The 20,901-nt window shown below is 60.4% G+C and carries 17 protein-coding genes and 1 pseudogene; 10 read left to right on the forward strand and 8 right to left on the reverse strand.

Features of this window, described 5'->3' with window-relative positions:
• The 4 genes from ACQRAX_RS13000 to ACQRAX_RS13015 all read right to left on the reverse strand — a co-directional run bounded on the left by ACQRAX_RS13000 (nt 1) and on the right by ACQRAX_RS13015 (nt 4,251).
• Nucleotides 1-324 carry a DUF3325 domain-containing protein gene (locus ACQRAX_RS13000; RefSeq protein WP_412039864.1) on the reverse strand — a complete coding sequence of 108 codons (324 nt, stop codon included), beginning with the start codon at nt 322-324 and terminating at the stop codon, nt 1-3.
• Complete coding sequence (locus ACQRAX_RS13005; RefSeq protein WP_412039865.1) at nt 324-1,904, reverse strand: PepSY-associated TM helix domain-containing protein; 1,581 nt, start codon at nt 1,902-1,904, stop codon at nt 324-326. The genes ACQRAX_RS13000 and ACQRAX_RS13005 overlap by 1 nt, the downstream gene beginning before the upstream one ends.
• Nucleotides 1,901-2,206 (reverse strand): DUF3649 domain-containing protein, encoded by a 306-nt coding sequence (locus tag ACQRAX_RS13010; RefSeq protein WP_412039866.1) that lies wholly within the window; start codon nt 2,204-2,206, stop codon nt 1,901-1,903. The genes ACQRAX_RS13005 and ACQRAX_RS13010 overlap by 4 nt, the downstream gene beginning before the upstream one ends.
• Before the next feature lie 74 nt (nt 2,207-2,280).
• Nucleotides 2,281-4,251 carry a ligand-gated channel protein gene (locus ACQRAX_RS13015; protein ID WP_412039867.1) on the reverse strand — a complete coding sequence of 657 codons (1,971 nt, stop codon included), beginning with the start codon at nt 4,249-4,251 and terminating at the stop codon, nt 2,281-2,283.
• Between the two features lie 216 nt (nt 4,252-4,467).
• On the opposite strand from ACQRAX_RS13015, the gene ACQRAX_RS13020 reads away from it, so the two are divergent.
• From ACQRAX_RS13020 to ACQRAX_RS13035, 4 genes are all read left to right on the forward strand, one after another.
• Nucleotides 4,468-4,962, forward strand: coding sequence for a sigma-70 family RNA polymerase sigma factor (locus ACQRAX_RS13020; RefSeq protein WP_412039868.1), 495 nt, complete (start codon nt 4,468-4,470; stop codon nt 4,960-4,962).
• Nucleotides 4,963-4,994: 32 nt separating this feature from the next.
• A complete protein-coding gene (locus tag ACQRAX_RS13025) occupies nt 4,995-5,882 on the forward strand; it encodes a FecR domain-containing protein (RefSeq protein ID WP_412039869.1) in 888 nt (295 codons plus the stop codon).
• Nucleotides 5,883-5,972: 90 nt separating this feature from the next.
• Nucleotides 5,973-8,312, forward strand: a complete 2,340-nt coding sequence (gene fecA / locus ACQRAX_RS13030) for a TonB-dependent Fe(3+) dicitrate receptor FecA (RefSeq protein ID WP_412039870.1) — start codon at nt 5,973-5,975, stop codon at nt 8,310-8,312.
• Between the two features lie 178 nt (nt 8,313-8,490).
• Nucleotides 8,491-8,898, forward strand: a complete 408-nt coding sequence (locus ACQRAX_RS13035; protein WP_045183690.1) for an HPF/RaiA family ribosome-associated protein — start codon at nt 8,491-8,493, stop codon at nt 8,896-8,898.
• Nucleotides 8,899-9,120: 222 nt separating this feature from the next.
• Here the strand turns inward: ACQRAX_RS13035 and ACQRAX_RS13040 are convergent, their stop codons facing one another.
• Both ACQRAX_RS13040 and hmpA read right to left on the reverse strand, forming a co-directional pair.
• Nucleotides 9,121-9,591 (reverse strand): phosphate-starvation-inducible protein PsiE, encoded by a 471-nt coding sequence (locus tag ACQRAX_RS13040; RefSeq protein ID WP_045183769.1) that lies wholly within the window; start codon nt 9,589-9,591, stop codon nt 9,121-9,123.
• A gap of 171 nt (nt 9,592-9,762) precedes the next feature.
• A complete protein-coding gene (gene hmpA, locus ACQRAX_RS13045) occupies nt 9,763-10,944 on the reverse strand; it encodes an NO-inducible flavohemoprotein (RefSeq protein WP_412039871.1) in 1,182 nt (393 codons plus the stop codon).
• A gap of 153 nt (nt 10,945-11,097) precedes the next feature.
• Here hmpA and norR point away from each other — a divergent pair, with 153 nt between their 5' ends.
• The 4 genes from norR to ACQRAX_RS13065 all read left to right on the forward strand — a co-directional run bounded on the left by norR (nt 11,098) and on the right by ACQRAX_RS13065 (nt 14,764).
• The gene (gene norR, locus ACQRAX_RS13050; RefSeq protein WP_412039872.1) at nt 11,098-12,651 is read left to right on the forward strand and encodes a nitric oxide reductase transcriptional regulator NorR; all 1,554 of its coding nucleotides are present in this window, start codon (nt 11,098-11,100) and stop codon (nt 12,649-12,651) included.
• A gap of 76 nt (nt 12,652-12,727) precedes the next feature.
• A complete protein-coding gene (locus ACQRAX_RS13055) occupies nt 12,728-13,627 on the forward strand; it encodes a chemotaxis protein (protein ID WP_412039873.1) in 900 nt (299 codons plus the stop codon).
• Nucleotides 13,628-13,706: 79 nt separating this feature from the next.
• On the forward strand, nt 13,707-14,018 hold the full coding sequence (locus tag ACQRAX_RS13060) for a hypothetical protein (RefSeq protein ID WP_412039874.1): 312 nt from the start codon (nt 13,707-13,709) through the stop codon (nt 14,016-14,018).
• Nucleotides 13,997-14,764: a YkgJ family cysteine cluster protein gene (locus ACQRAX_RS13065; protein ID WP_412039875.1), complete on the forward strand. Its 768-nt coding sequence runs from the start codon at nt 13,997-13,999 to the stop codon at nt 14,762-14,764. Before ACQRAX_RS13060 ends, ACQRAX_RS13065 begins: the two co-directional genes overlap by 22 nt.
• 6 nt (nt 14,765-14,770) lie before the next feature.
• Here ACQRAX_RS13065 and ACQRAX_RS13070 read toward each other — a convergent pair whose 3' ends face one another.
• On the reverse strand, nt 14,771-15,832 hold the full coding sequence (locus ACQRAX_RS13070; protein WP_412039912.1) for a methyl-accepting chemotaxis protein: 1,062 nt from the start codon (nt 15,830-15,832) through the stop codon (nt 14,771-14,773).
• A 204-nt stretch (nt 15,833-16,036) separates the two neighbouring features.
• A pseudogene (locus tag ACQRAX_RS13075) lies at nt 16,037-16,354 on the reverse strand (PAS domain-containing protein); the annotation flags it as partial.
• A 278-nt stretch (nt 16,355-16,632) separates the two neighbouring features.
• Here ACQRAX_RS13075 and ACQRAX_RS13080 point away from each other — a divergent pair.
• A complete protein-coding gene (locus ACQRAX_RS13080) occupies nt 16,633-17,799 on the forward strand; it encodes an efflux RND transporter periplasmic adaptor subunit (RefSeq protein WP_412039876.1) in 1,167 nt (388 codons plus the stop codon).
• Complete coding sequence (locus ACQRAX_RS13085) at nt 17,796-20,897, forward strand: multidrug efflux RND transporter permease subunit (protein WP_412039877.1); 3,102 nt, start codon at nt 17,796-17,798, stop codon at nt 20,895-20,897. Before ACQRAX_RS13080 ends, ACQRAX_RS13085 begins: the two co-directional genes overlap by 4 nt.
• Nucleotides 20,898-20,901: the final 4 nt, after the last annotated feature.

The raw sequence follows: 20,901 nt of genomic DNA on the forward strand, positions 1-20,901 counted from the left end.
TTACGCAGCGAGCACCAACACTGGCCCCAGCACCAGGCTAAGCCCCAACAACCCCAACAACACACGCGGTTGATAGGGCAACAAGAACACCCAAAGGGTGACGCCTGCCATCAACACCGCAAACAGCTCGACCAGGCCCATGGCCCAGCCACTGTGGCGCACGGCCAAGCTCAGCGCTGCCAGCAGCAACAACCAACCGCCAATGCGCAGGGTGCGCAAGCGCAACGCGCTGGGCGCCGCACCGAGCAGTTCCTTGTAGTGCTTTTCCATCGCCAGACACAGGCAGGCAAAGCCGGCAAAACCGAACAGGGCAATGGCCAACATCAGCTCACCTCGCTTTCAATCAGCTTGGCACTCGGCGCTTTTGCCGCCTTGGCCGCGCGCTTGGCCGGCACGGGTGGACGCCACATTTTTTTAGCCCCCCAGGCCAGGAACACACCGCAGCCCAAGGCGGTCAGGTCGAACCCGGCCATCGCCCAGTCACCCGCCGAGATCGAATGCACCAGCCCCTGGCCGGTGGTCAATTGATTGAGCAGCGGCAAGCCGGCCCACAGCAGCGCCGCCAGGCCCAACTGCTCGGCCCATGCTCGGCGCCCCGGGCGCAGCATGGCGTGCAACAACGACAACGCCCAGAGCAGGAAGAAACTATTGACCTCCCAGCCAGCACGCCCTTCAAGGCCCACCGGCAACAAGCGGTTGGCCCAGAAGAATGCCGCCGTTCCCAGCAGCAAGCCGCTCATGCTGGCAATGTTCAGCACTTCCACCAGACGCAGCTCGAAGGGTTGCGTACCGCTCTTGGCATGCTTGAGTTGACGCTTGCCCAGCCACAGGACCAGGCCAGTGCCGATCACCGCCGTACCGGCCACCCCGAAGAAGAAGTACAGCCAACGCAACCAGGGGCCAGCAAACATGCCCATGTGCAGGCCGTACATGCCCCCGGATATCAACACCGGTGTCGCTTCATTGCTACTGCTCGTTTGCAGCGTGCCGCGAACCCCATCAAACACCCAGCCACCACCACGCTGGTAGGCAATGCGCTCACCGCCATGGCGAGAGAAGCGTACCCGAGCGTTCTGGTCACCGGGGTTCTGCACCTCGATCCAGCCCGGGCGACTGCCCGGTGCTTGCTCCTGGAACTTCTGGTACAGCGTCGGCAGCGCCAGCAATGGCGCGGCCACACCGGCCACCTTGATTTGCTCTTGGGTACCGAACAGGTCATTGAAATAGTCGCGGGTGTTGTCGCCATAGCTGGCGATGATGCTCGCCGGCATCACCAGCGACATGAAAATCACCAGGCTGCTGTAGCTGATCATCAGGTGAAACGGCAGCACCAGCACGCCGATGGCGTTGTGGCCATCGAGCCAGGAACGCTGGCCTTTGCCTGGGCGGAAGGTGAAGAACTCCTTGAAGATCTTTTTGTGGGTAATGATGCCGGTCACCAGGCCCAAGAGCATGATGAATGCAGCAAAGGTCGACAACCAGCGACCCCAGGGGTGAGGCATTTCCAACTGGAAATGGAAGCGATAGAAGAAGTCGCCGCCACGTGTTTCCCGGGTCTGGATTTCGGCACCCGTAGCAGGGTCCAGGGTTTTCTCGATGAAGCCACGGCGCCCGGCGCCTTCGGCACGCCAGCCGACACTCAGCGCCGGCTCACGCGCTTCAGGCAGGCGGATGAACCAGCTGCCGGCCTTGGGCGCATTTTTCTCCAGGTAATCCTGAGCCAGGACCAGGCTGGTCATCGGGTCTAGCGGGCGGACCTGCACCTCGGGCTGAGCCCAATGATTAATCTCTTCCTTGAAATAGGACATCGTCCCGGTGAGGAAAATCGCGAACAACAGCCAGCCGAAGATCAAGCCGGTCCAGGTATGCAACCAGGCCATGGCCTGGCGAAAGCCCTCTTTCATCCGTTTTTCATCCAGTAGGCCAAGCCATTGATGGCACCCAGTACCAGGCTCGGCAGCAGCACACCCAGCCAGGCCCGCCAGGCGCTCCGACAGGCGAAGCACCAGAGAAAGGCCACCAGGTAGAAGAGGAACGACAGCATCATGCCGCTGATCACCGCTTCTGCTTTGGGCAGCGGCGCCAGCAGGCTGATGCAGACGCTGGCCATGGCCGCCAACAGATAGCCACCGAACACTGCAGCCAGGCAGCGGGAGGTCACGGCCAGGCGATAACTAAACGCCAGCCCGGCAGCTTTGCTTTTCATGGCATCCATCCATTGTGAAGGGCCAGTAATAGTAATGATTTATATTCTCATAAGCAAAACCACCGGACAGCGCCTTAGAACGACAAGTCCATACCCACGGTGTAGCGGCGACCATCAAGCACGGTCTGGTAGTCCTCGTAATCGACTTCCTTGTTGAACACGTTGTACACACCCGCCAGCAGCTTGAGGTTCTTGGTTACCCGGTAGGTGCCGCCCAGATCGACAAAGGTGTACGACGGCGTGCCATCGGACATGGTGGTGCGCCCCAAATAGTCGGAGGTCTTGCCGCGGTAGTTGACCCGCGCCCAGGTACCCAGCTGATCGGTGGTCTGCCAGTCGAGGGTGGCGTTGAACATATGCCGTGGCATCTGGTTCAGTGGCTTGCCCTTCTGCGGCCCGCTCTTTTGCTCGGAGTCGGTGAAGGTGTAGTTGCTGGCCAACTTCAGACTCTGGGTGATCTCCCAATCCAGCGTCGCTTCGATGCCTTGCATCGTCGCCTCGTCAACGTTCACTCGGTCGCTGATGAACTTGTACGAGGTACCGCCAATCTGGCACTGGCCCGAGGCATTTCCGGTGCTGTCGGTGCAGCGGCGGGTTTCGGTGATCTTGTCCTTGAAGTCAGTGTTGAACACGGTAAGGCCGGTAGAGACCCCTTCCAGGCTGTCCCAGACCACGCCGATTTCCTGGCTCAGGCTCTTTTCAGGCTTGAGGTTGGAGTTGCCGACGATGATTGCTGGATCGCCGCCGCCACCGGTGATCTGACCCCAGTCATCCACTGCGGCACGGATATCTGGCGAGCGATAACCGCTGGATACACCGCCCTTGACGGTCCAGTGGTCGGTAAAGTGGTACACCCCGTACAAGCGTGGCGACCAATGCGTGCCGTAGTTTTCGTCACGGTCCATGCGCAGGCCGGCAGTCAGTGCGAAGGCTTCGGTGAGGCGCCATTCGTCTTCGGCAAACAGCGCCCAGGACCAGCGCGTGAGCTGGTTGACGCTGGACGCCGATGCCAGCTGATTGCCTTCGTCAGTGAGGTCTTCGTACTTGTACTGGCCGCCAAAGGTGGTGATGTGCGACTCGCTGAAGTACGACATCTGTGTGTTGAGCACAGTGTTTTCCAGCTCCATGCGCCGGGCCGGGTTTTCGATCTTCTCGCGCTGCAGATAGCTGTCAGTGGTGATGCTTTCCCAACGCCCGGAGTGGGAAATCGAGAAATTGGTGCGATCATAATCCTGTTGGCTGTCGGAAGACCGCGCCGAACGCCCTACGTTGGCATAACGCTCCTGCTCGGATTTTCCGGCTTCGAAGGTGATGTCATTGTGTTCGTCGGGGGTGAACGACAGCTTGGCAGTGCCGCTGTCGGTGCTCTGTTCGTTAAAACCGTTGACGATGTGGTCTTCGTCACGGTGGGAGGTTAGCCCGTACAACTGCAAGCCGACCAGGTTAGGGATCAGCGGCCCGGAAACGAAGGCACTGGTGCTGTTGTAGTCACCCGAATCGGAACGGTCCTGGAAGGTGGCTTCAGTGCGCACACCGCCGTACCAGTTCGGCGTCACCTTGCGGGTGATGATGTTGATCACCCCGCCCATGGCGTCAGAACCATACAGCGACGACATTGGCCCACGTACCACTTCGATGCGCTCGATTGCCTCGAGCGGCGGCATCCAGCCTTGCTCGATACCGGCACCGTCACTGTTGGGCCGGGTCGCCCGCGAATCCTGGCGCTTGCCGTCGACCAGCATCAGTGTGTATTTGGAGGCCATGCCACGAATGCTGATGTCGCTCGAACTGGCACCACCGGTGATCACTACACCTGGGACATCACGCAAGGCGTCGGTGACATCACGATAGGATTTGTTCTCGATCTGCTCGCGGGTAATCACCGAAATCGACGCCGGCGCGTCCTTGATCTGCTGGGAGAAGCCGGAGGCGGTGACCACCACGTTGTCCAGTTCCATAGGCTTTTGGCCTTCGGCACTGGCCTGGCTGGTGTAAAGCGAGCAGAGGGTAAGCGCAAGGCAGGATCGGGTGAAAAGCGGGGCCACGTGAAGCTCTCCCTGAGAAATGTAAAGGTTCGGTAAACCCATCAGGGGGTGAATGCTATTTATTCTCAAATGAGAGTAAAGATTATTTACGTTATTTACATTTTCCGGTCTGAACTTTTCCCGCTAATCAGGCGCTGATTGCCGAGCGGCCTGTGAACACACTACAATGAGAACAATTCTTATTCTGTTGCGCATTCTGGCGCCGGAGTGTTCACGGTGCCCGGTGCCCCCTCTTCCCCACTCGAAGGCCTCTACCACGCCCATCACAACTGGTTGACCGGTTGGCTGCGCCAGCGCCTGGGCTGCCCGGACAACGCTGCAGACCTGGCTCAGGACACTTTCATGCGCCTGCTGCAGGCACGCGAGACACCCGTGCTCCACGAGCCACGGGCGTTCCTTACCACCGTGGCCAAGCGCGTGCTGTTCAACCACTACCGGCGTCAGGATCTGGAGCGCGCCTACTACCAGGCGCTGGCGCAGTTGCCGGAGGCAATGGCGCCCTCGGAGGAACACCGGGCAATCATCTTTGAAACCCTGCTGGAGCTGGACCGCCTGCTCGACGGTTTGGCACCGCTGGTCAAGCGCGCGTTTCTGTTGGCTCAGGTCGACGGGTTGAGCTACGGCGAGATCGCTGCGCAACTGAACATCTCCTTGGCCACGGTCAAGCGCTACCTGAACAAGGCAGCCCTGCGCTGTTACTTTGCCCTGTGAAGGCGTTCTCGCCGCAGGTAGCCGAGCAGGCCGTGCACTGGTTGATCGAGATGCAAGGGGATACCCTTGATCCGCGCCAACAGCAAGCCATGCAACAATGGTTGCAGGCTCATGAAGAGCATCGTCGGGCCTGGGAGCATATTCAGCGAGTCAATCAACGCCTGCGCGGGCTGTCTTCACCTCTGGCCCATGCCGCGCTGCAGGCACCGCGTTCGGCCAGTCGTCGGCGGGCACTCAAAGCCCTGTTGATTCTTGGTGTAGGCGGCGCCGCCGGATTGACCCTGCAACAGCACAACCCGCTGCCGACCTTGCTTGCCGACTATCGCAGCGCGGTGGGCGAGCGCCGCCGCCAACCACTCGCCGACGGCAGCGTGCTGCAGCTGAACACCCGCAGCGCCGCCGATGTGCGCTTCGATTCCAAGCAGCGCCTGGTGCGCCTGCTCGAAGGCGAAATACAGCTCACCGTCGCCGGCGATATGCGCCCCCTGCAGCTACTTACCGATTTCGGCCTGCTGCAACTGAGCAGCGGCCAGTACAACCTGCGCCAATACCCACACTACAGCCACCTTGCGGTCTATCAGGGCGATGCCAGCCTGGCCGGCAATAAACTGGACGCCGGTCGACAAGCTCGTTTCAACGGCCCGCAATGGCAAGCCCAGCAGGCCCTGGACCACAACGCCGGAGCCTGGGCCGACGGCATGCTGGTGGCGGCGCATATGCGCCTGGGCGACTTTCTCGACGAGTTGGGGCGCTATCGCCGTGGTCAGCTCAACTGCGCTCCTGAGGCGGCCGAGCTGCTGATTTCCGGCAGTTATCCACTGGCTGACAGCGAGCGCATTCTCGACCTGCTGGAAGTCGCCTTGCCCGTACGCGTACGGCGTTTTACTCGCTATTGGGTGACGGTCGAAGCTCGCGTCTGAAAGTTTATTGAAATCGCCTGAGCCGTTTTTGCATCTCGCGTGACAGAGAAGGCAGAACCCTTTGCTTTGACCTTCTCAAGGACCCCTTGCATGCCTCCTCGCCCGAGCCCACTCGCCCACTCCCTTCGCGCCCTGCTGTTCGGTGCAAGCTTGAGCGCTGTCGCCGTTCCCACCCTGGCCGAAAACGCCGCCGCGCGCACCTATCGCATTGCTCCGATGTCGCTGGAAAGCGCCTTGAATCAATTCGGCCGGGAAAGCGGCGTGCTGATCTCGTTCGGCTCGCAGGTCACCCGCGGCGTGCAAAGCCAGGGCCTCGACGGCGAGTACAGCGCGCAACAGGCACTGGACATTCTGCTCCAGGGTAGCGGCCTGCAAGCCCGTGCCGAGGGTGAAAACGCCTTTAGCCTGCAACCGCAGGCAGCCACCCATGCCCCTCTCGAGCTCGGCACTTCGACCGTGGTTGGGGACTGGCTGGGTGTGGCCGAGCAAGACAATGTTTTCGAACACCCTGGCGCCCGTGATGTGATTCGCCGCGAGGCGTTCGAACGCCAAGGTGCCATTACCGCGCGAGAAGTACTCAACCGCATCCCTGGCGTCAACGCCCCGGAAAATAACGGCACCGGCAGCCATGACATGGCGCTGAACTTCGGCATTCGTGGGCTCAATCCGCGCCTGGCATCACGGTCCACGGTGCTGATGGACGGCATTCCTGTGCCCTTCGCCCCGTACGGCCAACCACAACTGTCGTTCGCCCCGATCAGCATGGGCAACATGGATGCCGTAGACGTCGTACGGGGTGGCGGCGCTGTACGTTACGGGCCACAGAACGTCGGCGGTATCGTTAACTTCGTGACTCGGGCGATCCCGGATGAACCAACGGTCAAAGCCGGCTTCCAAACCCAGACCAGCCCTTCTTCCAGCCACGATGGTTTCAAGACCAGCGCCAATTTGCTCGCTGGCGGCACCAACGACAATGGTCTCGGTGGTGCCCTGCTCTACTCCGGCACACGTGGCGGCGACTGGCGCGAACACAGCGACACGCAAATCGATGATCTGATCCTCAAAGGCAAGCTGCAGCTCGACGACGCCAACAGCCTGCACGCCATGGCTCAGTACTACGAGGGGGAAGCGCAGATGCCCGGCGGTTTGAACGTGGCCGACTATGATGCCGACCCGTACCAGTCGACGCGTCCGCAGGACAAGTTCTGGGGGCGCCGGACGATGTTCAATTTCGGCTACGACTACAAGGAAGACGCCCGTCAGTTCAGCGTCAACAGCTTCTTCACCAAGACCTTGCGCAGCGGCTATCTGGATCAAGGCAGCTTTGTTTCACTGTCGCCACGCGAGTACTGGGTGCGCGGTATCGAAACGCGCTTCTCCCAGGGCTTTGCCTTGGGTCAAAGCTGGCATGAAGTGGGCGTCGGCTACCGCTACATCAACGAAGCCGGGCACGAATTACGCTACCGCGAACCCATCAGCGCCAACCAGCTACCGACCACCGCCAGCCGCAACGACCGCGACACCCGCGGCGGCACCGAAGCCCACGCGATATTCCTCGATGACCGCATCGACATCGGCCGCTGGACCATTACCCCAGGCATCCGCTACGAGATGATCGACTCCGAACAGAGCAACAAGCTCACGGGCCAGCACTACCAGGGCGACTACAACACCGCATTGCCGGCGCTGAACGTGATGTACCACCTGACCGACAGCTGGAACTTGTATGGCAATACCGAAGGCTCGTTCGGCAGCGTGCAGTACAGCCAGATGCCCAACCGCGTCAGCAGCGGCGAAGTCAAACCGGAAAAGGCCCGCACCTGGGAGCTGGGAACCCGATACGACGATGGCCTGTTCCAGGCCGAGGTCGGCGCCTTCCTGATCAACTTCGACAACCAGTACGAAAGCAACCAGACCAACGACTCGGTGATCGCCCGTGGCGAAACCCGCCACCAGGGAATCGAGACCAGCGTGAAGTACGCACTCGAAGGCCTGAACCCGGCATTGGCAGGGTTTGACGTGTATGCAACCTACGCCTTTGTCGATGCGAAAATCCGCGAAGATGGGCCGAACAAAGGCAATCGCGTGCCGTTCTCCTCTCGTCACAAAGGCACGCTGGGCGTTGGCTACACCGAAGGTCAATGGCAACTGAACCTGGACAGCACTTACCAGAGCGACCAGTTCGCCGACAACGCCAACACCTCCAGCGAAAGTGCCGATGGCAGCAACGGGCGCATCCCTGGCTACATGCTGTTCAGCAGCCGTGCGGCCTATGATTTCGGCCCGCAACTAGCGAACCTGAACGTTGCTGTCGGGGTGAAGAATATCTTCAATCACCAGTACTACACGCGCTCCTTTGATGACAACAACAAAGGTAAGTATGTCGGTGAACCTCGTACGGTATACCTGCAGACCTCTGTCGCGTTTTGATCCAAGGCATGCAAAAGCCCGGCCGACACCGGGCTTTTTGCAACAAGAAATTTATCTTTGCAAAGGGGTTGAAATCTCGCGCCAAGTGCCTGACCTTGTAGTCAAGAGGCGATGATTCTCACAGGCCGCAAAGGCCCCATCGATTCTCTTGCGAGCTAGCTGAATAAGGGATTGAACTATGCAAATCCAAGTCAATAGCGACAACCATATTCAAGGCAACATTCGACTGGAAGAGTGGGTCCGCAGCACCGTAGAAAGCACGCTCGAACGTTTTGACGAAGACCTCACCCGCGTTGAGGTCCACCTGCGCGACGAGAATGGCGACAAGCCAGGTCCGCACGACAAACGCTGCCAGATGGAGGCACGCCCAAAAGGCCATCAACCGATTTCCGTGAGTCATAAATCCGCATCGCTCGACCAGGCTGTCGAGGGTGCTGCCATCAAGCTCAATCATGCCCTGGAGCACTTCTACGGCAAACTGCGCAGCAAACGCGCGGTTGCCCAGCAAACCGCTGACGACGCCCAGAATGACGGCCTGCTACAGGAAGAGTTCCTGGAAAACGAGCAAGCTCGCAGTATTAGTTGAATGACATAACGCAGACGGTAAAAAGGCGGGCCTCAGGGCTCGCTTTTTTTATGGTTGTTCACCGAGCACAACAGCACTTACTGCAGTCGCTGCCGAGGCGCGAGGCTGTGATCGACTGCAAGGCAGTCGCAACGCGTTGGGCCTGACAAATCGCGGTGACCCAGTTTTGCGGCCGTTTCAACGAATGCCTCCGTGTCACGGCGAAACGTCAGGCCGGAAAGGTCATTTGCCTTCCTCAATCTCCTTGCCACTCGCATCAATCGCCTTGGTCGACGGGTACTGGTACGAGGCATAGCGCACTACCAGAATGGCAAACGCCAACAGCAGGATGCCGCCACACACGTACAGCAAGCCGACATCCGGCGCCTTGTGGTGCGAGACGTCGCCGATCAACAGGCGGGTCAGCGCGGTAATCGCCACATAGAGCAGGAAGCGGATCGGCATGTGGTTGGTCTTGAAGTAGATCCCCACCATCGCCCCAAGCTCGAGGTAAATGAACAGCAGTAGGATGTCATCGACGCTGATACCGCCCTTGCTGAGCATATCGATGAAGGTCGCCACTGCCGCATAGGCGGTGATCGCACCAATACCGAACAGGGCCAGGTAGTGAAACGCTTCGACGCAGAGGTTGCCCAGCGAATCCGCCGAGCCATGCAGGCCCTTGCGCAGTTTGTCAGCCCATTTGATGTTCACGATTTCGGTTTCCTTGATACGGCTGGAAGGATGATGCGGCATGCGCATGACGCTTTGTCTGCATGCAGTAAAAAGGCCAGGCACCCTGTTTGAGAAGGCGACCAAATGCCGCAAGGCACAGCCATTGCTGGCTGTGCCTTGTCCTATTCAGCATAACGCGGGAAAAACGCGTTATTCGAGGGCTGACGCTGGGCCGAAGAACTCGTAGCGGCTTTGCTTCTCAGGTACTCCCAAGCCCTTGAGGTGGCGCTTGATCGTCGCCATGAAGCCTTTAGGGCCAAGGAAGTAGGCATCCACATCACGCTCTTGTGGCAACCACTCACCCAGTTGCTCGGCGCTGAGCAGGCCGACGGCATCGGCAGGCTCACTGACGCCATCGTCTTCGGCGTAGCAGTAGAAACGCTGGACTTGCGGATGACGCGCCGCCAATTCATCGACCCAGTCGCGGAAGGCATGCACCGCGCCATTGCGCGCGCAGTGGATAAAGTGCACCAGGCGCCCACTCTCCAGTGCGGCCTCGAGCATCGGCAGGGTCGGGGTGATGCCGACGCCGCCACTGATCAATACCAGCGGTTTGTCGCTAGCGCTCAAGGTGAACTCGCCCGCTGGCGGGAACAGCTTGATAGTGTCGCCTTCGTCCAACTGCTCGTGCAAGTAGTTGGAGACTTTGCCACCCGCTTCGCGCTTGACGCTGATGCGGTACTGACCGGCATCGCTCAGGGCCGACAACGAATAGTTACGACGCTGCTCCTCACCATCAATGAACAGTTGCAGGCCAATGTACTGGCCCGGTAGCGCCTTGAGAATCGCGCCACCGTCGACCGGGACAAAGTAGAAGGAGGTGATTTCACTGCTTTCTTCGACGCGCTGCACCAGTTTGAAATCGCGCGCACCACGCCAGCCGCCAGGGGCAGCAGCTTTTTGATCGTACATATCGCCTTCAGCACCGATGAGGATATCGGCCAATTGCTGATAGGCAGCGCCCCAGGCCGCGATCACCTCGGGCGTGGCGATTTCCTTGCCGAGGACTTCTTCGATGGCGCGCAGCAGGCAGCTACCAACGATCGGGTAATGTTCCGGAAGGATCTGCAAGGCCACATGCTTGTTGATGATCTGACCGACCAGACCGCCCAGCTGTTCGAGCTGGTCGATGTGCCGGGCGTACATCAGTACACCGTTGGCCAGAGCCCGTGGCTGGTCACCGCTGGCCTGGTGCGCCTGGTTGAACAGCGGACGCACCTCGGGGTATTCGCTGAGCATCAGCTTGTAGAAATGAGTCGTCAGCGCTTCACCGCCGCTTTCCAGCAGGGGAACAGTGGCTTTGACGATCGCACGATCCTGGGCATTGAGCATGGATGACTCCTGAGCCTGTGGCTTCTTGATGAATGCCTTTGCTATTACAGTTTCCATGCCAACTTTAAATACCTTATAAATCAATAAGTTATAAATTAGTGAGTCATAAAGACAACAGCTGATATATAGTCAAATAGACCAATTGGAGTCTTTATGACCACAAAACCTCTACTCACTGCCTTGCTGCCACTGGTCAGCGACCTGGCCCGCGATTTGCCCGAGCGCGAGCGCTACCGCCGCTTGCTCGAAGCCATGCGCAGCCTGTTGCCCTGTGATGCGGCTGCCTTACTGCGCCTGGACGGTGAGTGGCTTGTGCCACTGGCAGTTGACGGCCTGAGTACCGACACCCTTGGCCGGCGCTTCAAGGTTAATGAACACCCGCGCTTCGCGGCGATTCTGGGCAACGACGCGCCCACCCGTTTTGCCAGCGACAGTGAACTGCCCGACCCCTACGACGGCTTGGTCGAAGGCCTGCACCAACATCTGGAAGTCCATGACTGCATGGGCTGCCCGCTGTTCGTCGATGAGCAGCCATGGGGCCTGATCACCCTTGACGCCCTGGACCCTGAGCAATTCCAGCAGGTCGAACTCGATGCCCTGCAAGCCTTTGCCAGCCTGGCGGCGGCCACGGTCAATGTTGCCGAACGCATCGAACGCCTGGCCTTGCGCGTTGAAGATGAGCATGAACGGGCCGAGTTGTATCGCCAGGCCAGCGGCCAGCAACACAAGGAACTGATCGGTCAGAGTAAAGCGCATAAACGTCTGCTGGAGGAAATCCAGCTGGTTGGCAGCAGTGACCTGACGGTGCTGATCACCGGGGAAACTGGCGTCGGCAAGGAACTGGTCGCCCAGGCCATCCATCAGACCTCGAGCCGCGCCGACAAGCCGATGATCAGCCTCAATTGCGCCGCCTTGCCCGATACCCTGGTGGAGAGCGAGCTGTTTGGTCATGTCCGGGGGGCCTTTACCGGCGCTGTCGGCGAGCGACGCGGCAAGTTTGAGCTGGCCAACGGTGGCACACTGTTTCTCGACGAAGTCGGCGAGTTGTCTCTGACAGTACAGGCCAAGCTGCTGCGGGTATTGCAGAGCGGGCAGTTACAACGCCTGGGTTCGGACCAGGAGCACCGCGTTGATGTGCGTCTGATCGCTGCCACTAACCGCGACCTGGCCGATGAAGTACGGGCCGGACGCTATCGCGCTGATTTCTACCACCGCCTGAGTGTCTACCCGTTGCTGGTGCCGCCCCTGCGCGAACGCGGGCGTGATGTGTTGCTGCTCAGCGGCTACTTTCTCGAACAGAATCGCTCGCGTATGGGCCTGGGCAGCCTGCGCCTGAGCAACGAAGCGCAAGCCGCCTTGCTGGCCTATGACTGGCCGGGCAACGTGCGTGAACTTGAGCACTTGATTGGTCGCTCGGCGCTCAAGGCGCTTGGTCAGCACCGCCAACGCCCGAAAATCTTGACTCTGGACGCCACTGACCTGGACCTTAAACCACTCGAACCGGTACTCCACCACGCCCCTGCGGCGTTGCCTGCCGATGCAACGCTGCCTGGCGGCGACCTGCGTCAGGCCCTGGATGACTACCAGCGTCAGCTGATCCAGGCGTGCCTTGAACGTCATCAACACAATTGGGCCAGCACCGCCCGCGAATTGGGCCTGGACCGGGCCAACCTCGGTCGCCTGGCCAAGCGCTTGGGTCTACGCTGATTTGAGATTAAAGCCAGGGGGTGGTGGGTCGATAACCTGGCATCTCCCGCTAATTCAACCTGTCCTGAAGGTGCCTATGGCCTCGCACAATGCCCGCGCCGACTCGCTGTCGCTGCTGCTGTTCACCCTGCGCAGCGGAAAGCTGATGGCAATCAACCTGCTCAAGGTCAGTGAAATCATCCCCTGCCCGGCGCTGACCAAACTGCCGGAGTCGCACCCGCACGTCAAAGGCGTGGCCAGCCTGCGCGGCAACACCCTATCGGTAATCGACCTGTCCCGCGCCATCGGCGAACGGCCGCTGGAAGATCCTCAGGGCGGCTGCCTGATCGTTACCGATATCAGCCGTTCCAAACAGGGCCTGCACGTTCAGGCGGTGAGCAAGATCGTCCATTGCCTGAGCACTGATATCAAGCCGCCGCCCTATGGCTCGGGAAACAAATCGTTCATCACCGGGGTCACCCGGGTCGACAACACGCTGGTACAAGTCCTGGATATCGAAAAGGTCATCCATGGCATCGCCCCGCCTGCCCACGAAGTGGTCAACAGCGAGTTGAGTGCGGATGACGCCGCAGTGCTTGCCGCCACCAATATCCTCGTGGTCGATGACAGCCAGGTTGCCCTGCAGCAATCGGTGCACACCCTGCGCAACCTTGGTATCGAATGCCATACCGCACGCAGCGCCAAGGATGCGATCAACACCTTGCTGGAGCTGCAAGGCACCGATCAGGAGATCAATGTGGTGGTCTCGGACATCGAAATGTCCGAAATGGACGGCTACGCCTTCACCCGCACCCTGCGTGACACGCCTGACTTCAAGCACCTCTATGTACTGCTGCACACCTCGCTGGACAGCGCGATGAACAGTGAGAAAGCCAGACTCGCCGGGGCCAATGCCGTGCTGACCAAGTTCTCCTCGCCAGAACTGACCGATTGCCTGATCGTCGCCGCACGAGCGGTGGCGTTCGAAGAGACCTGACACACAACCGATGCGTGCGGTGCTTGAATGTGCCTGAACCTCAGGCACAATCGAGCCCAATGTCTATCGGGTCACTGCCATGAAAGCTTTTGGTTTCATCCTGCTCGGCTGCGCTGCATTCACGTCCCTCGCCCAGGCCTCCAGCGAACAGGCCTGGGATGACTACTACGCGCAGATGAACGAGCACTGCATCGCCGCCAGCGGACTGAAAAACGTCAATGTTCTGGGTAAGCCCGCCGAATTCGACGACCGTGTCGGCTACAGCGCGCTACTGCTCGAGGGCCACTACCCGCAGAAGCATATGAACAACCGCAAGGGCACCGAGCTGTGCCTGTACGAACGGCAGCGAAAAGCCGCCTTCGTCACCGAATGGGCCCCCGCCAATCCGTGAACACTGTCCAAACCAGCGATATCCGTTTTGACTGCACCGGCTGCGGCAAATGCTGCACCGGCCATCATGTGCCTCTGACCCTGAGCGAGGCCCGTCAGTGGGCCGGTTCCGGTGGCCAGGTCATCATCCTCATCGAAGCCTTCCTGGCCAATGGCCTGGGCTTGCCTGCCGACCAACGTGAGCACGCTATGCGTCGCTCCTGGCCGGTCCCTTGCGGCAGCACCGAGGCCCATGTGGCAATCACCTTCGCTGCCTTCAACCCGGAGCGCTGCCGCAACCTGGATGCTGACGACCGCTGCACCATCTACGAAATCCGGCCATTGGTCTGTCGCATCTACCCGATGGAGATCAACCCACATATTCCCTTGCGCCCTGAAGCCAAGGATTGCCCCAGCGAAGCCTGGCAAAGCGGCCCGCCGCTGATTCATGGCCAGCAGTTGGTCGACCGGCGCCTGGCCGAGCTGATTGAACGCTCGCGCCAGGCGGACCGTGACGATATCCGCGGCAAGGTCGCCATCTGCCAGGCCCTGGGCATCGACACCAGTGCCCTGAAGGGCAACGGCTTCACCGCCTACCTGCCCGATACCCAGGCCTTGACCCAGGCTCTGCAACAGCTGCAGACAGACGCGCCGATCAGCCCCTGGACCCTGCATGTGCTTGACCCACAGTTGTGGGAGCAACTGACGGCATGCGGCGCCCAGGTGCGCAGCGAAGCAGCCGACTACTACAGTTTCATCGGCTTCTGATTACCCTCAGTGACAGCGCCGCCAAAACTCGGCGGCCAGCCGTCGCAGATCTTCGGCCAATGCCGCCACGTCGCTGGCACTGAGGTGGCTCTGTTGGCCGACCTGCACCGTTGACTCACTGGCCTGGCGAATACTGATGATGTTGCGGTTAATGTTGTCGCTGACCTGGCTCTGCTGCTCTACGGCTGCCGCAATCTGCAAGCTCATCTCGCTGATCTGATTGACCCGCAGGCTGATGCCATCCAATGCGCTGGCAGCTCGCCGGGCTTGATCGACACTGTGCCCGGCGTGTTCGCTACTCTGCTGCATCACTTGCACCGCCTCGCCTGTAGCGCTCTGCAGAACGCTGATCATGCGCTGGATCTCATGGGTCGATTGCGCCGTGCGCTGCGCCAAGCCGCGCACTTCATCGGCGACCACAGCAAAACCGCGGCCCTGATCACCGGCGCGAGCGGCCTCGATGGCGGCGTTCAGTGCCAACAGGTTGGTCTGTTCGGCAATCCCGCGGATCACCTCCACCACCCCGGTGATCTCGCTGCTGTGATTTTGCAGGGTGTGGATAACCTCGGTGGCGGCATTCAGCGAGTTGGCCAGTTCCTGAATCGCACTGCGGTTGAGGTCAACCAACTGATGACCAGCACGGGTTTCCCCTTCGGCTTGATCGGCCGCTTGCGAGGCTTGCTGGGCGTTGCTGGCGACCTGAGCAACGCTGGCCGCCATCTGATTGATAGCAGTGGCAATCTGCTCGGCTTCGCCTTGCTGCTCCAGGTTATTGCTGTGACTGCTGTGCAGTGATTGCGCCAGCGAGCCGCTGTGCCCGGCCAGACGTCGGGACGTATCACCGATACGACCGACCACCGCACCGAGCTGGCCCTTGAGCATGCGCAGGGCAAAATCAATCTGGCCGATGCCATCGCGGCGCCCGCTGTACAGTTGCTGACTGAGTGGGTTGTCAGCGATCGCCACAGCCTCGGCACACAAGCGCTGAAACGGCTTGAGGACAGCCAGGATAACCAAGGCGCTGAGGCCACTGGCCAGCAGTACTTCCAGCACACCTTGCCACGGCATCACCGGCGGCAACAGCCGGCTGAGCGTCGACACCAGCACCAGGCCAACGGTCACCCCAGCCCACAGTTGCCAGCCCAGCCCGAGCACCGGCAAGCGTTGCCACCAGGGCTGTCGACCGCTGCGCAGTTGCGCATAACAGCGCTCGGCAGCTTCGATCTGCTCGGTAGTGGGCTTGGTTCTGATTGACTGGTACTCCACCGTCTGGCCTTGGCTGGCGATCGGCGAAACAAAGGCACTGACCCAGTAATGGTCGCCGTTCTTGCAACGGTTCTTCACCAGGCCCATCCACGACTGGCCGCTTTTGAGGGTGTGCCACATCTGTTCGAATGCCTGTGGCGGCATGTCCGGATGACGGACGATATGGTGCGCACTACCCACCAGCTCTTCACGGCTGAAACCACTGATCTTGACGAAGTCGTCATTGGCGTAGGTGATCGCACTGGAGAGGTCAGTGGTGGAAAGGATATTGGCGTCACCGGGATAATCCACATTGCGACCGGTCACAGGCAAATTGCTCTTCATCGGAGGCACTCGTTGTTGTTTGGAGAATCGGCAGGGCGTACGACTCTAGTGGCAAATTGCCTTGATTCCTTGATCCAGCTCAGGATATTGGCAATTGGCCATTACCTGAGTTTGAGCGGTGGGGATGTTGTGGGCGTTGGTCGATTTCATCACCGACAAGGCCGGCTACATAGTTCCTGCAGGTTTGAAGGCTTTAGCTGACAGCGCTGTCAGCTAGCGGTCACCCTACCGACCCGATCTGCCAGCTATATACTAGGCATCGCCCTGAGATCTCACCTATGCGTATCCAACCCCGCTCTCTCGTGGTCTGCCTTGTATTGTTTGCACTGGCAGGCACCGCCGTCTGGTTGTTCGGCCGCTCAGGCGAGGAAAAAGCCGTGCGTACCAGCGTCACTCCTGTACGGGTTGTGGCGGTCAAACAGCAGAACGTGCCGCGCTATGTCTCAGGCATCGGTTCGGTGTTGTCACTGCACAGCGTGGTGATCCGCCCGCAAGTCGAAGGCGTGCTGACACGCTTGCTGGTCAAGGAAGGTCAGTGGGTCAAACAAGGTGATCTGCTGACCACCATCGACGACCGGGCGATCCGCGCCAGCCTCGAGCAAGCCAAAGCGCAGTTGGGTCAGAGCCAGGCGCAGCTGAAGGTCGCCGGGGTCGACCTCAAGCGTTACCAACTGCTCAGCACCGACAACGGCGTATCGCGCCAGACCCTGGACCAACAGCAGGCACTGTTCAATCAGTTGCAAGCCACCGTGCTGGGCAATCAGGCAGCGATTGCCGCCGCACAGGTGCAATTGTCCTATACCCGGATCCTCTCGCCGGTGACCGGCAGGGTCGGTATCCGCAATGTCGATGAGGGCAATTTTCTTCGCGTAGCCGATGCCCAAGGGCTGTTCAGCGTCACCCAGATCGACCCGATCGGGGTCGAGTTCTCGTTGCCACAAAACATGCTGCCAACCTTGCAAGGGCTGCTCAAAGCGCAACCCGCAGCCGTGGTTCAGGCCTACCTGGAAGGGGACGGCGACAACAGCGGGACCTTGTTGGCTGAAGGTCATCTGACCCTGATCGACAACCAGGTGGCGGCCAACACCGGCACCATTCGGGTCAAAGCTGAATTTGCCAATGCCGACGCACGCCTCTGGCCTGGCCAACTGGTTACCTTGAAGTTGCAAACGGCCCTTGAGCAGAATGCGTTGGTGGTACCCCCACAAGTGGTGCAGCGCGGCATCGATGGCCACTACGTCTACCGCCTGGTCGACAACACAGTCGAAAGCGTGCCGGTCAACGTGGTGTATCAGGACAGCACCCTGAACATCATTGCCGGGGTCCGCAAGGGTGACAAACTGGTCTCCGATGGTCAGTCGCGGCTCAAACCGGGCGCCACCGTTGAAGTGGCGGCTGAAACCGCCGCCCCCGAAGAAGTTGCCAAGCGCCGGGAGCAGCCATGAACGCTCGCGGCTCGATCTCGGCCTGGTGCATCGACCGCCCAATCGCCACCCTGCTGCTGACCTTCGCTCTGGTTCTGCTCGGCGTCATTGCCTTTGCGCGCCTGCCGGTCGCGCCCTTGCCCGAGGCTGACTTTCCGACGATTCAGGTCACCGCCCAACTGCCAGGGGCCAGCCCGGAAACCATGGCCTCCTCGGTGGCGACACCGCTGGAGGTGCAGTTCAGCGCCATTCCCGGCATGAGCCAGATGACCTCCAGCAGTGCTTTGGGTTCAACCAACCTGATCTTGCAGTTCACCCTGGAAAAAAGCATCGACACCGCTGCCCAGGAAGTTCAGGCAGCGATCAACACCGCCACTGCGCGCCTACCCCAAGACATGCCCAGTCCGCCTACCTGGCGCAAGGTCAATCCGGCTGACAGCCCGGTGCTGATCCTCACGGTCAGCTCGAACCAGATGCCGGCCAACGAGCTGAGCGACTACGCCGAAACGCTGCTGGCCAGGCAATTGAGCCAGATCAATGGCGTCGGCCTGATCAACATTACCGGCCAATTGCGCCCAGCGATCCGCGTCCAGGCCCAGCCGGAAAAACTCGCCGCCCTCGGCCTGACCCTGGCCGACCTGCGCCAGTCGATCCAGCAGACCAGCCTGAACCTGGCCAAAGGCGCGCTGTATGGTGAAAACAGCGTTTCGACCCTGGCCACCAATGACCAGCTGTTTCACCCCGACGAATATGCCCAACTGATCGTTTCCTACCGTGACGGTGCGCCCGTCCACCTCAAGGACGTCGCCAAGGTCATCAACGGTGCCGAAAACGCCTACGTCAAAGCCTGGTCCGGCGACCAGCAGGGCCTGAACCTGGTGGTGTTCCGCCAACCCGGGGCGAACATCGTCGAGACGGTGGACGGCATCATGGAGGCCTTGCCACGGCTGGAGCAGATGCTCCCGGCGGCGGTTCAGGTCTCGGTACTCAATGACCGCACCCAAACCATCCGCGCCTCATTGCACGAGGTGGAAATCACCCTGATGATCGCGGTGATGCTGGTAATCGGGGTGATGGCGCTGTTCCTGCGCCAGTGGTCGGCAACCTTGATCGTCTCCAGCGTGCTCGGTGTCTCCCTGATTGCCACCTTCGCCCTGATGTACCTGTTCGGTTTCAGCCTGAACAACCTGACCCTGGTGGCCATCGTCATTGCCGTGGGCTTTGTCGTCGATGACGCGATTGTGGTGGTGGAGAACATTCACCGGCACCTGGAAGCCGGCGACAGCAAGCGCGAGGCGGCAATCAAGGGCTCCGGCGAGATCGGCTTCACCGTGGTCTCGATCAGTTTCTCCCTGGTTGCAGCGTTTATTCCGCTGCTGTTCATGGGCGGTGTGGTCGGTCGTCTGTTCAAGGAGTTCGCCCTCACCGCCACGTCGACCATCCTGATTTCAGTGGTGGTCTCGCTGACCCTGGCGCCAACCCTGTGCGCCTTGTTCATGGAGCGGCCCGTCCACCATGAACAACACAAGGTCACCTTTGGCGATCGCTTGCTGGCCTGGTACGAGCGCATTCTGGTCAAGGCGCTAGCTCACCAGCGCCTGATGATGAGCATCTTCGGCGTCACCCTGGCCTTGGCTGTAGCCGGTTATGTCGCCATTCCCAAGGGCTTTTTCCCGGTGCAAGACACCGGCTTCATCCTCGGCACCTCGGAAGGCGCTGCGGATATCTCCTACCCCGACATGATCAAAAAGCACCAAGCATTGGCCAAAGTCATCGAAGCCGATCCGGCAGTGCGGGCTTTTTCTCATGCAGTGGGGGTTACCGGCAGCAACCAGACCATCGCCAACGGCCGATTCTGGATCGCCCTGAAAGACCGCAGCGAACGGGACGTCTCCGCCAGTGAGTTTATCGACCGCCTGCGGCCGAAACTGGCCAAGGTACCTGGCGTGGTCCTTTATCTGCGCGCCGGCCAGGACATCAACCTCAGTTCCGGCCCCACCCGCAGCCAGTACCAGTACGTGCTAAAGAGCAACGACGGTGCTGCCCTGAACCTCTGGACCCAGCGCCTGACCGAACGCCTGAAAGACAGCCCGGCCTTTCGCGATTTGTCCAACGACCTGCAACTGGGCGCCAGCGTCACCCATATCGAGATTGATCGCCGCGCCGCAGCACGTTTCGGCCTGACCACCACCGATATCGACCAGGCACTGTATGACGCCTTCGGCCAGCGCCAGATCAGCGAGTTCCAGACCGAAACCAACCAGTACAAGGTGATCCTCGAACTCGACGCCCGCCAGCGCGGCAAGGCCGAAAGCCTCAACTACTTCTACCTGCGCTCACCGTTGACCGGCGAAATGGTGCCGTTGTCGGTGCTGGCCAAGGTCGCGCCGCCAAGTACCGGGCCGCTGTCGATCAGCCATGATGGCCTGTTCCCGGCAGCCAACCTGTCATTCAACCTGGCCCCTGGCGTGGCACTGGGTGACGCCGTGCAGATCCTTGAACGCACTCAACGGGAACTGGGCATGCCCGATTCGATCATCGGCAACTTCCAGGGCGCCGCCCAGGCGTTCCAGAGTTCGCTGTCGAGCCAGCCGTGGTTAATCCTCGCGGCATTGGTGGCGGTGTACATCATCCTCGGCGTGCTCTATGAGAGCTTCGTCCATCCGCTGACCATCATCTCCACCCTGCCTTCCGCCGGGCTCGGGGCGCTGGCGCTGCTGTGGTTCAGTGGGCAGGACTTCAGCATCATGGGCCTGATCGGCATCGTGCTGCTGATCGGTATCGTCAAGAAGAACGGCATCCTGTTGATCGACTTCGCCCTGGATGCTCAGCGCACCCTCGGCTTGAGCCCTGAGCAGGCCATCCATCAAGCCTGCCTGACGCGTTTTCGGCCGATCATGATGACCACCCTCGCCGCCTTGCTCGGCGCCGTGCCGTTGATGTTCGGCATGGGCGCCGGAGCCGAACTGCGCCAGCCATTGGGCATCGCCGTGGTCGGTGGATTGCTGGTCAGCCAGGCGCTGACACTGTTCACCACGCCAATCATATACTTGGCCCTGGAACGTCTGTTCCATCGGCGCCAGGCGCCGCAAAGCGTGGCGCAGCCCACTGCCAGTTGAGAAG

It is taken from the genome of Pseudomonas sp. UM16 (assembly GCF_050312595.1).
Classification (GTDB): Bacteria; Pseudomonadota; Gammaproteobacteria; order Pseudomonadales; family Pseudomonadaceae; genus Aquipseudomonas.

Excerpts from the sequence above, each read along its gene's own strand:
- ACQRAX_RS13035 (WP_045183690.1), top strand. The coding sequence starts at position 8,491 with ATGCAAATCCAAGTCAATAGCGACAACCATATTCAAGGCAACATTCGA.
- ACQRAX_RS13085 (WP_412039877.1), top strand. The coding sequence starts at position 17,796 with ATGAACGCTCGCGGCTCGATCTCGGCCTGGTGCATCGACCGCCCAATC.
- ACQRAX_RS13005 (WP_412039865.1), bottom strand. The coding sequence starts at position 1,904 with ATGAAAGAGGGCTTTCGCCAGGCCATGGCCTGGTTGCATACCTGGACC.
- ACQRAX_RS13010 (WP_412039866.1), bottom strand. The coding sequence starts at position 2,206 with ATGAAAAGCAAAGCTGCCGGGCTGGCGTTTAGTTATCGCCTGGCCGTG.
- ACQRAX_RS13080 (WP_412039876.1), top strand. The coding sequence starts at position 16,633 with ATGCGTATCCAACCCCGCTCTCTCGTGGTCTGCCTTGTATTGTTTGCA.
- ACQRAX_RS13000 (WP_412039864.1), bottom strand. The coding sequence starts at position 324 with ATGTTGGCCATTGCCCTGTTCGGTTTTGCCGGCTTTGCCTGCCTGTGT.
- ACQRAX_RS13070 (WP_412039912.1), bottom strand. The coding sequence starts at position 15,832 with ATGCCGTGGCAAGGTGTGCTGGAAGTACTGCTGGCCAGTGGCCTCAGC.
- ACQRAX_RS13055 (WP_412039873.1), top strand. The coding sequence starts at position 12,728 with ATGGCCTCGCACAATGCCCGCGCCGACTCGCTGTCGCTGCTGCTGTTC.
- fecA (WP_412039870.1), top strand. The coding sequence starts at position 5,973 with ATGCCTCCTCGCCCGAGCCCACTCGCCCACTCCCTTCGCGCCCTGCTG.
- hmpA (WP_412039871.1), bottom strand. The coding sequence starts at position 10,944 with ATGCTCAATGCCCAGGATCGTGCGATCGTCAAAGCCACTGTTCCCCTG.
- ACQRAX_RS13060 (WP_412039874.1), top strand. The coding sequence starts at position 13,707 with ATGAAAGCTTTTGGTTTCATCCTGCTCGGCTGCGCTGCATTCACGTCC.
- ACQRAX_RS13065 (WP_412039875.1), top strand. The coding sequence starts at position 13,997 with ATGGGCCCCCGCCAATCCGTGAACACTGTCCAAACCAGCGATATCCGT.
- norR (WP_412039872.1), top strand. The coding sequence starts at position 11,098 with ATGACCACAAAACCTCTACTCACTGCCTTGCTGCCACTGGTCAGCGAC.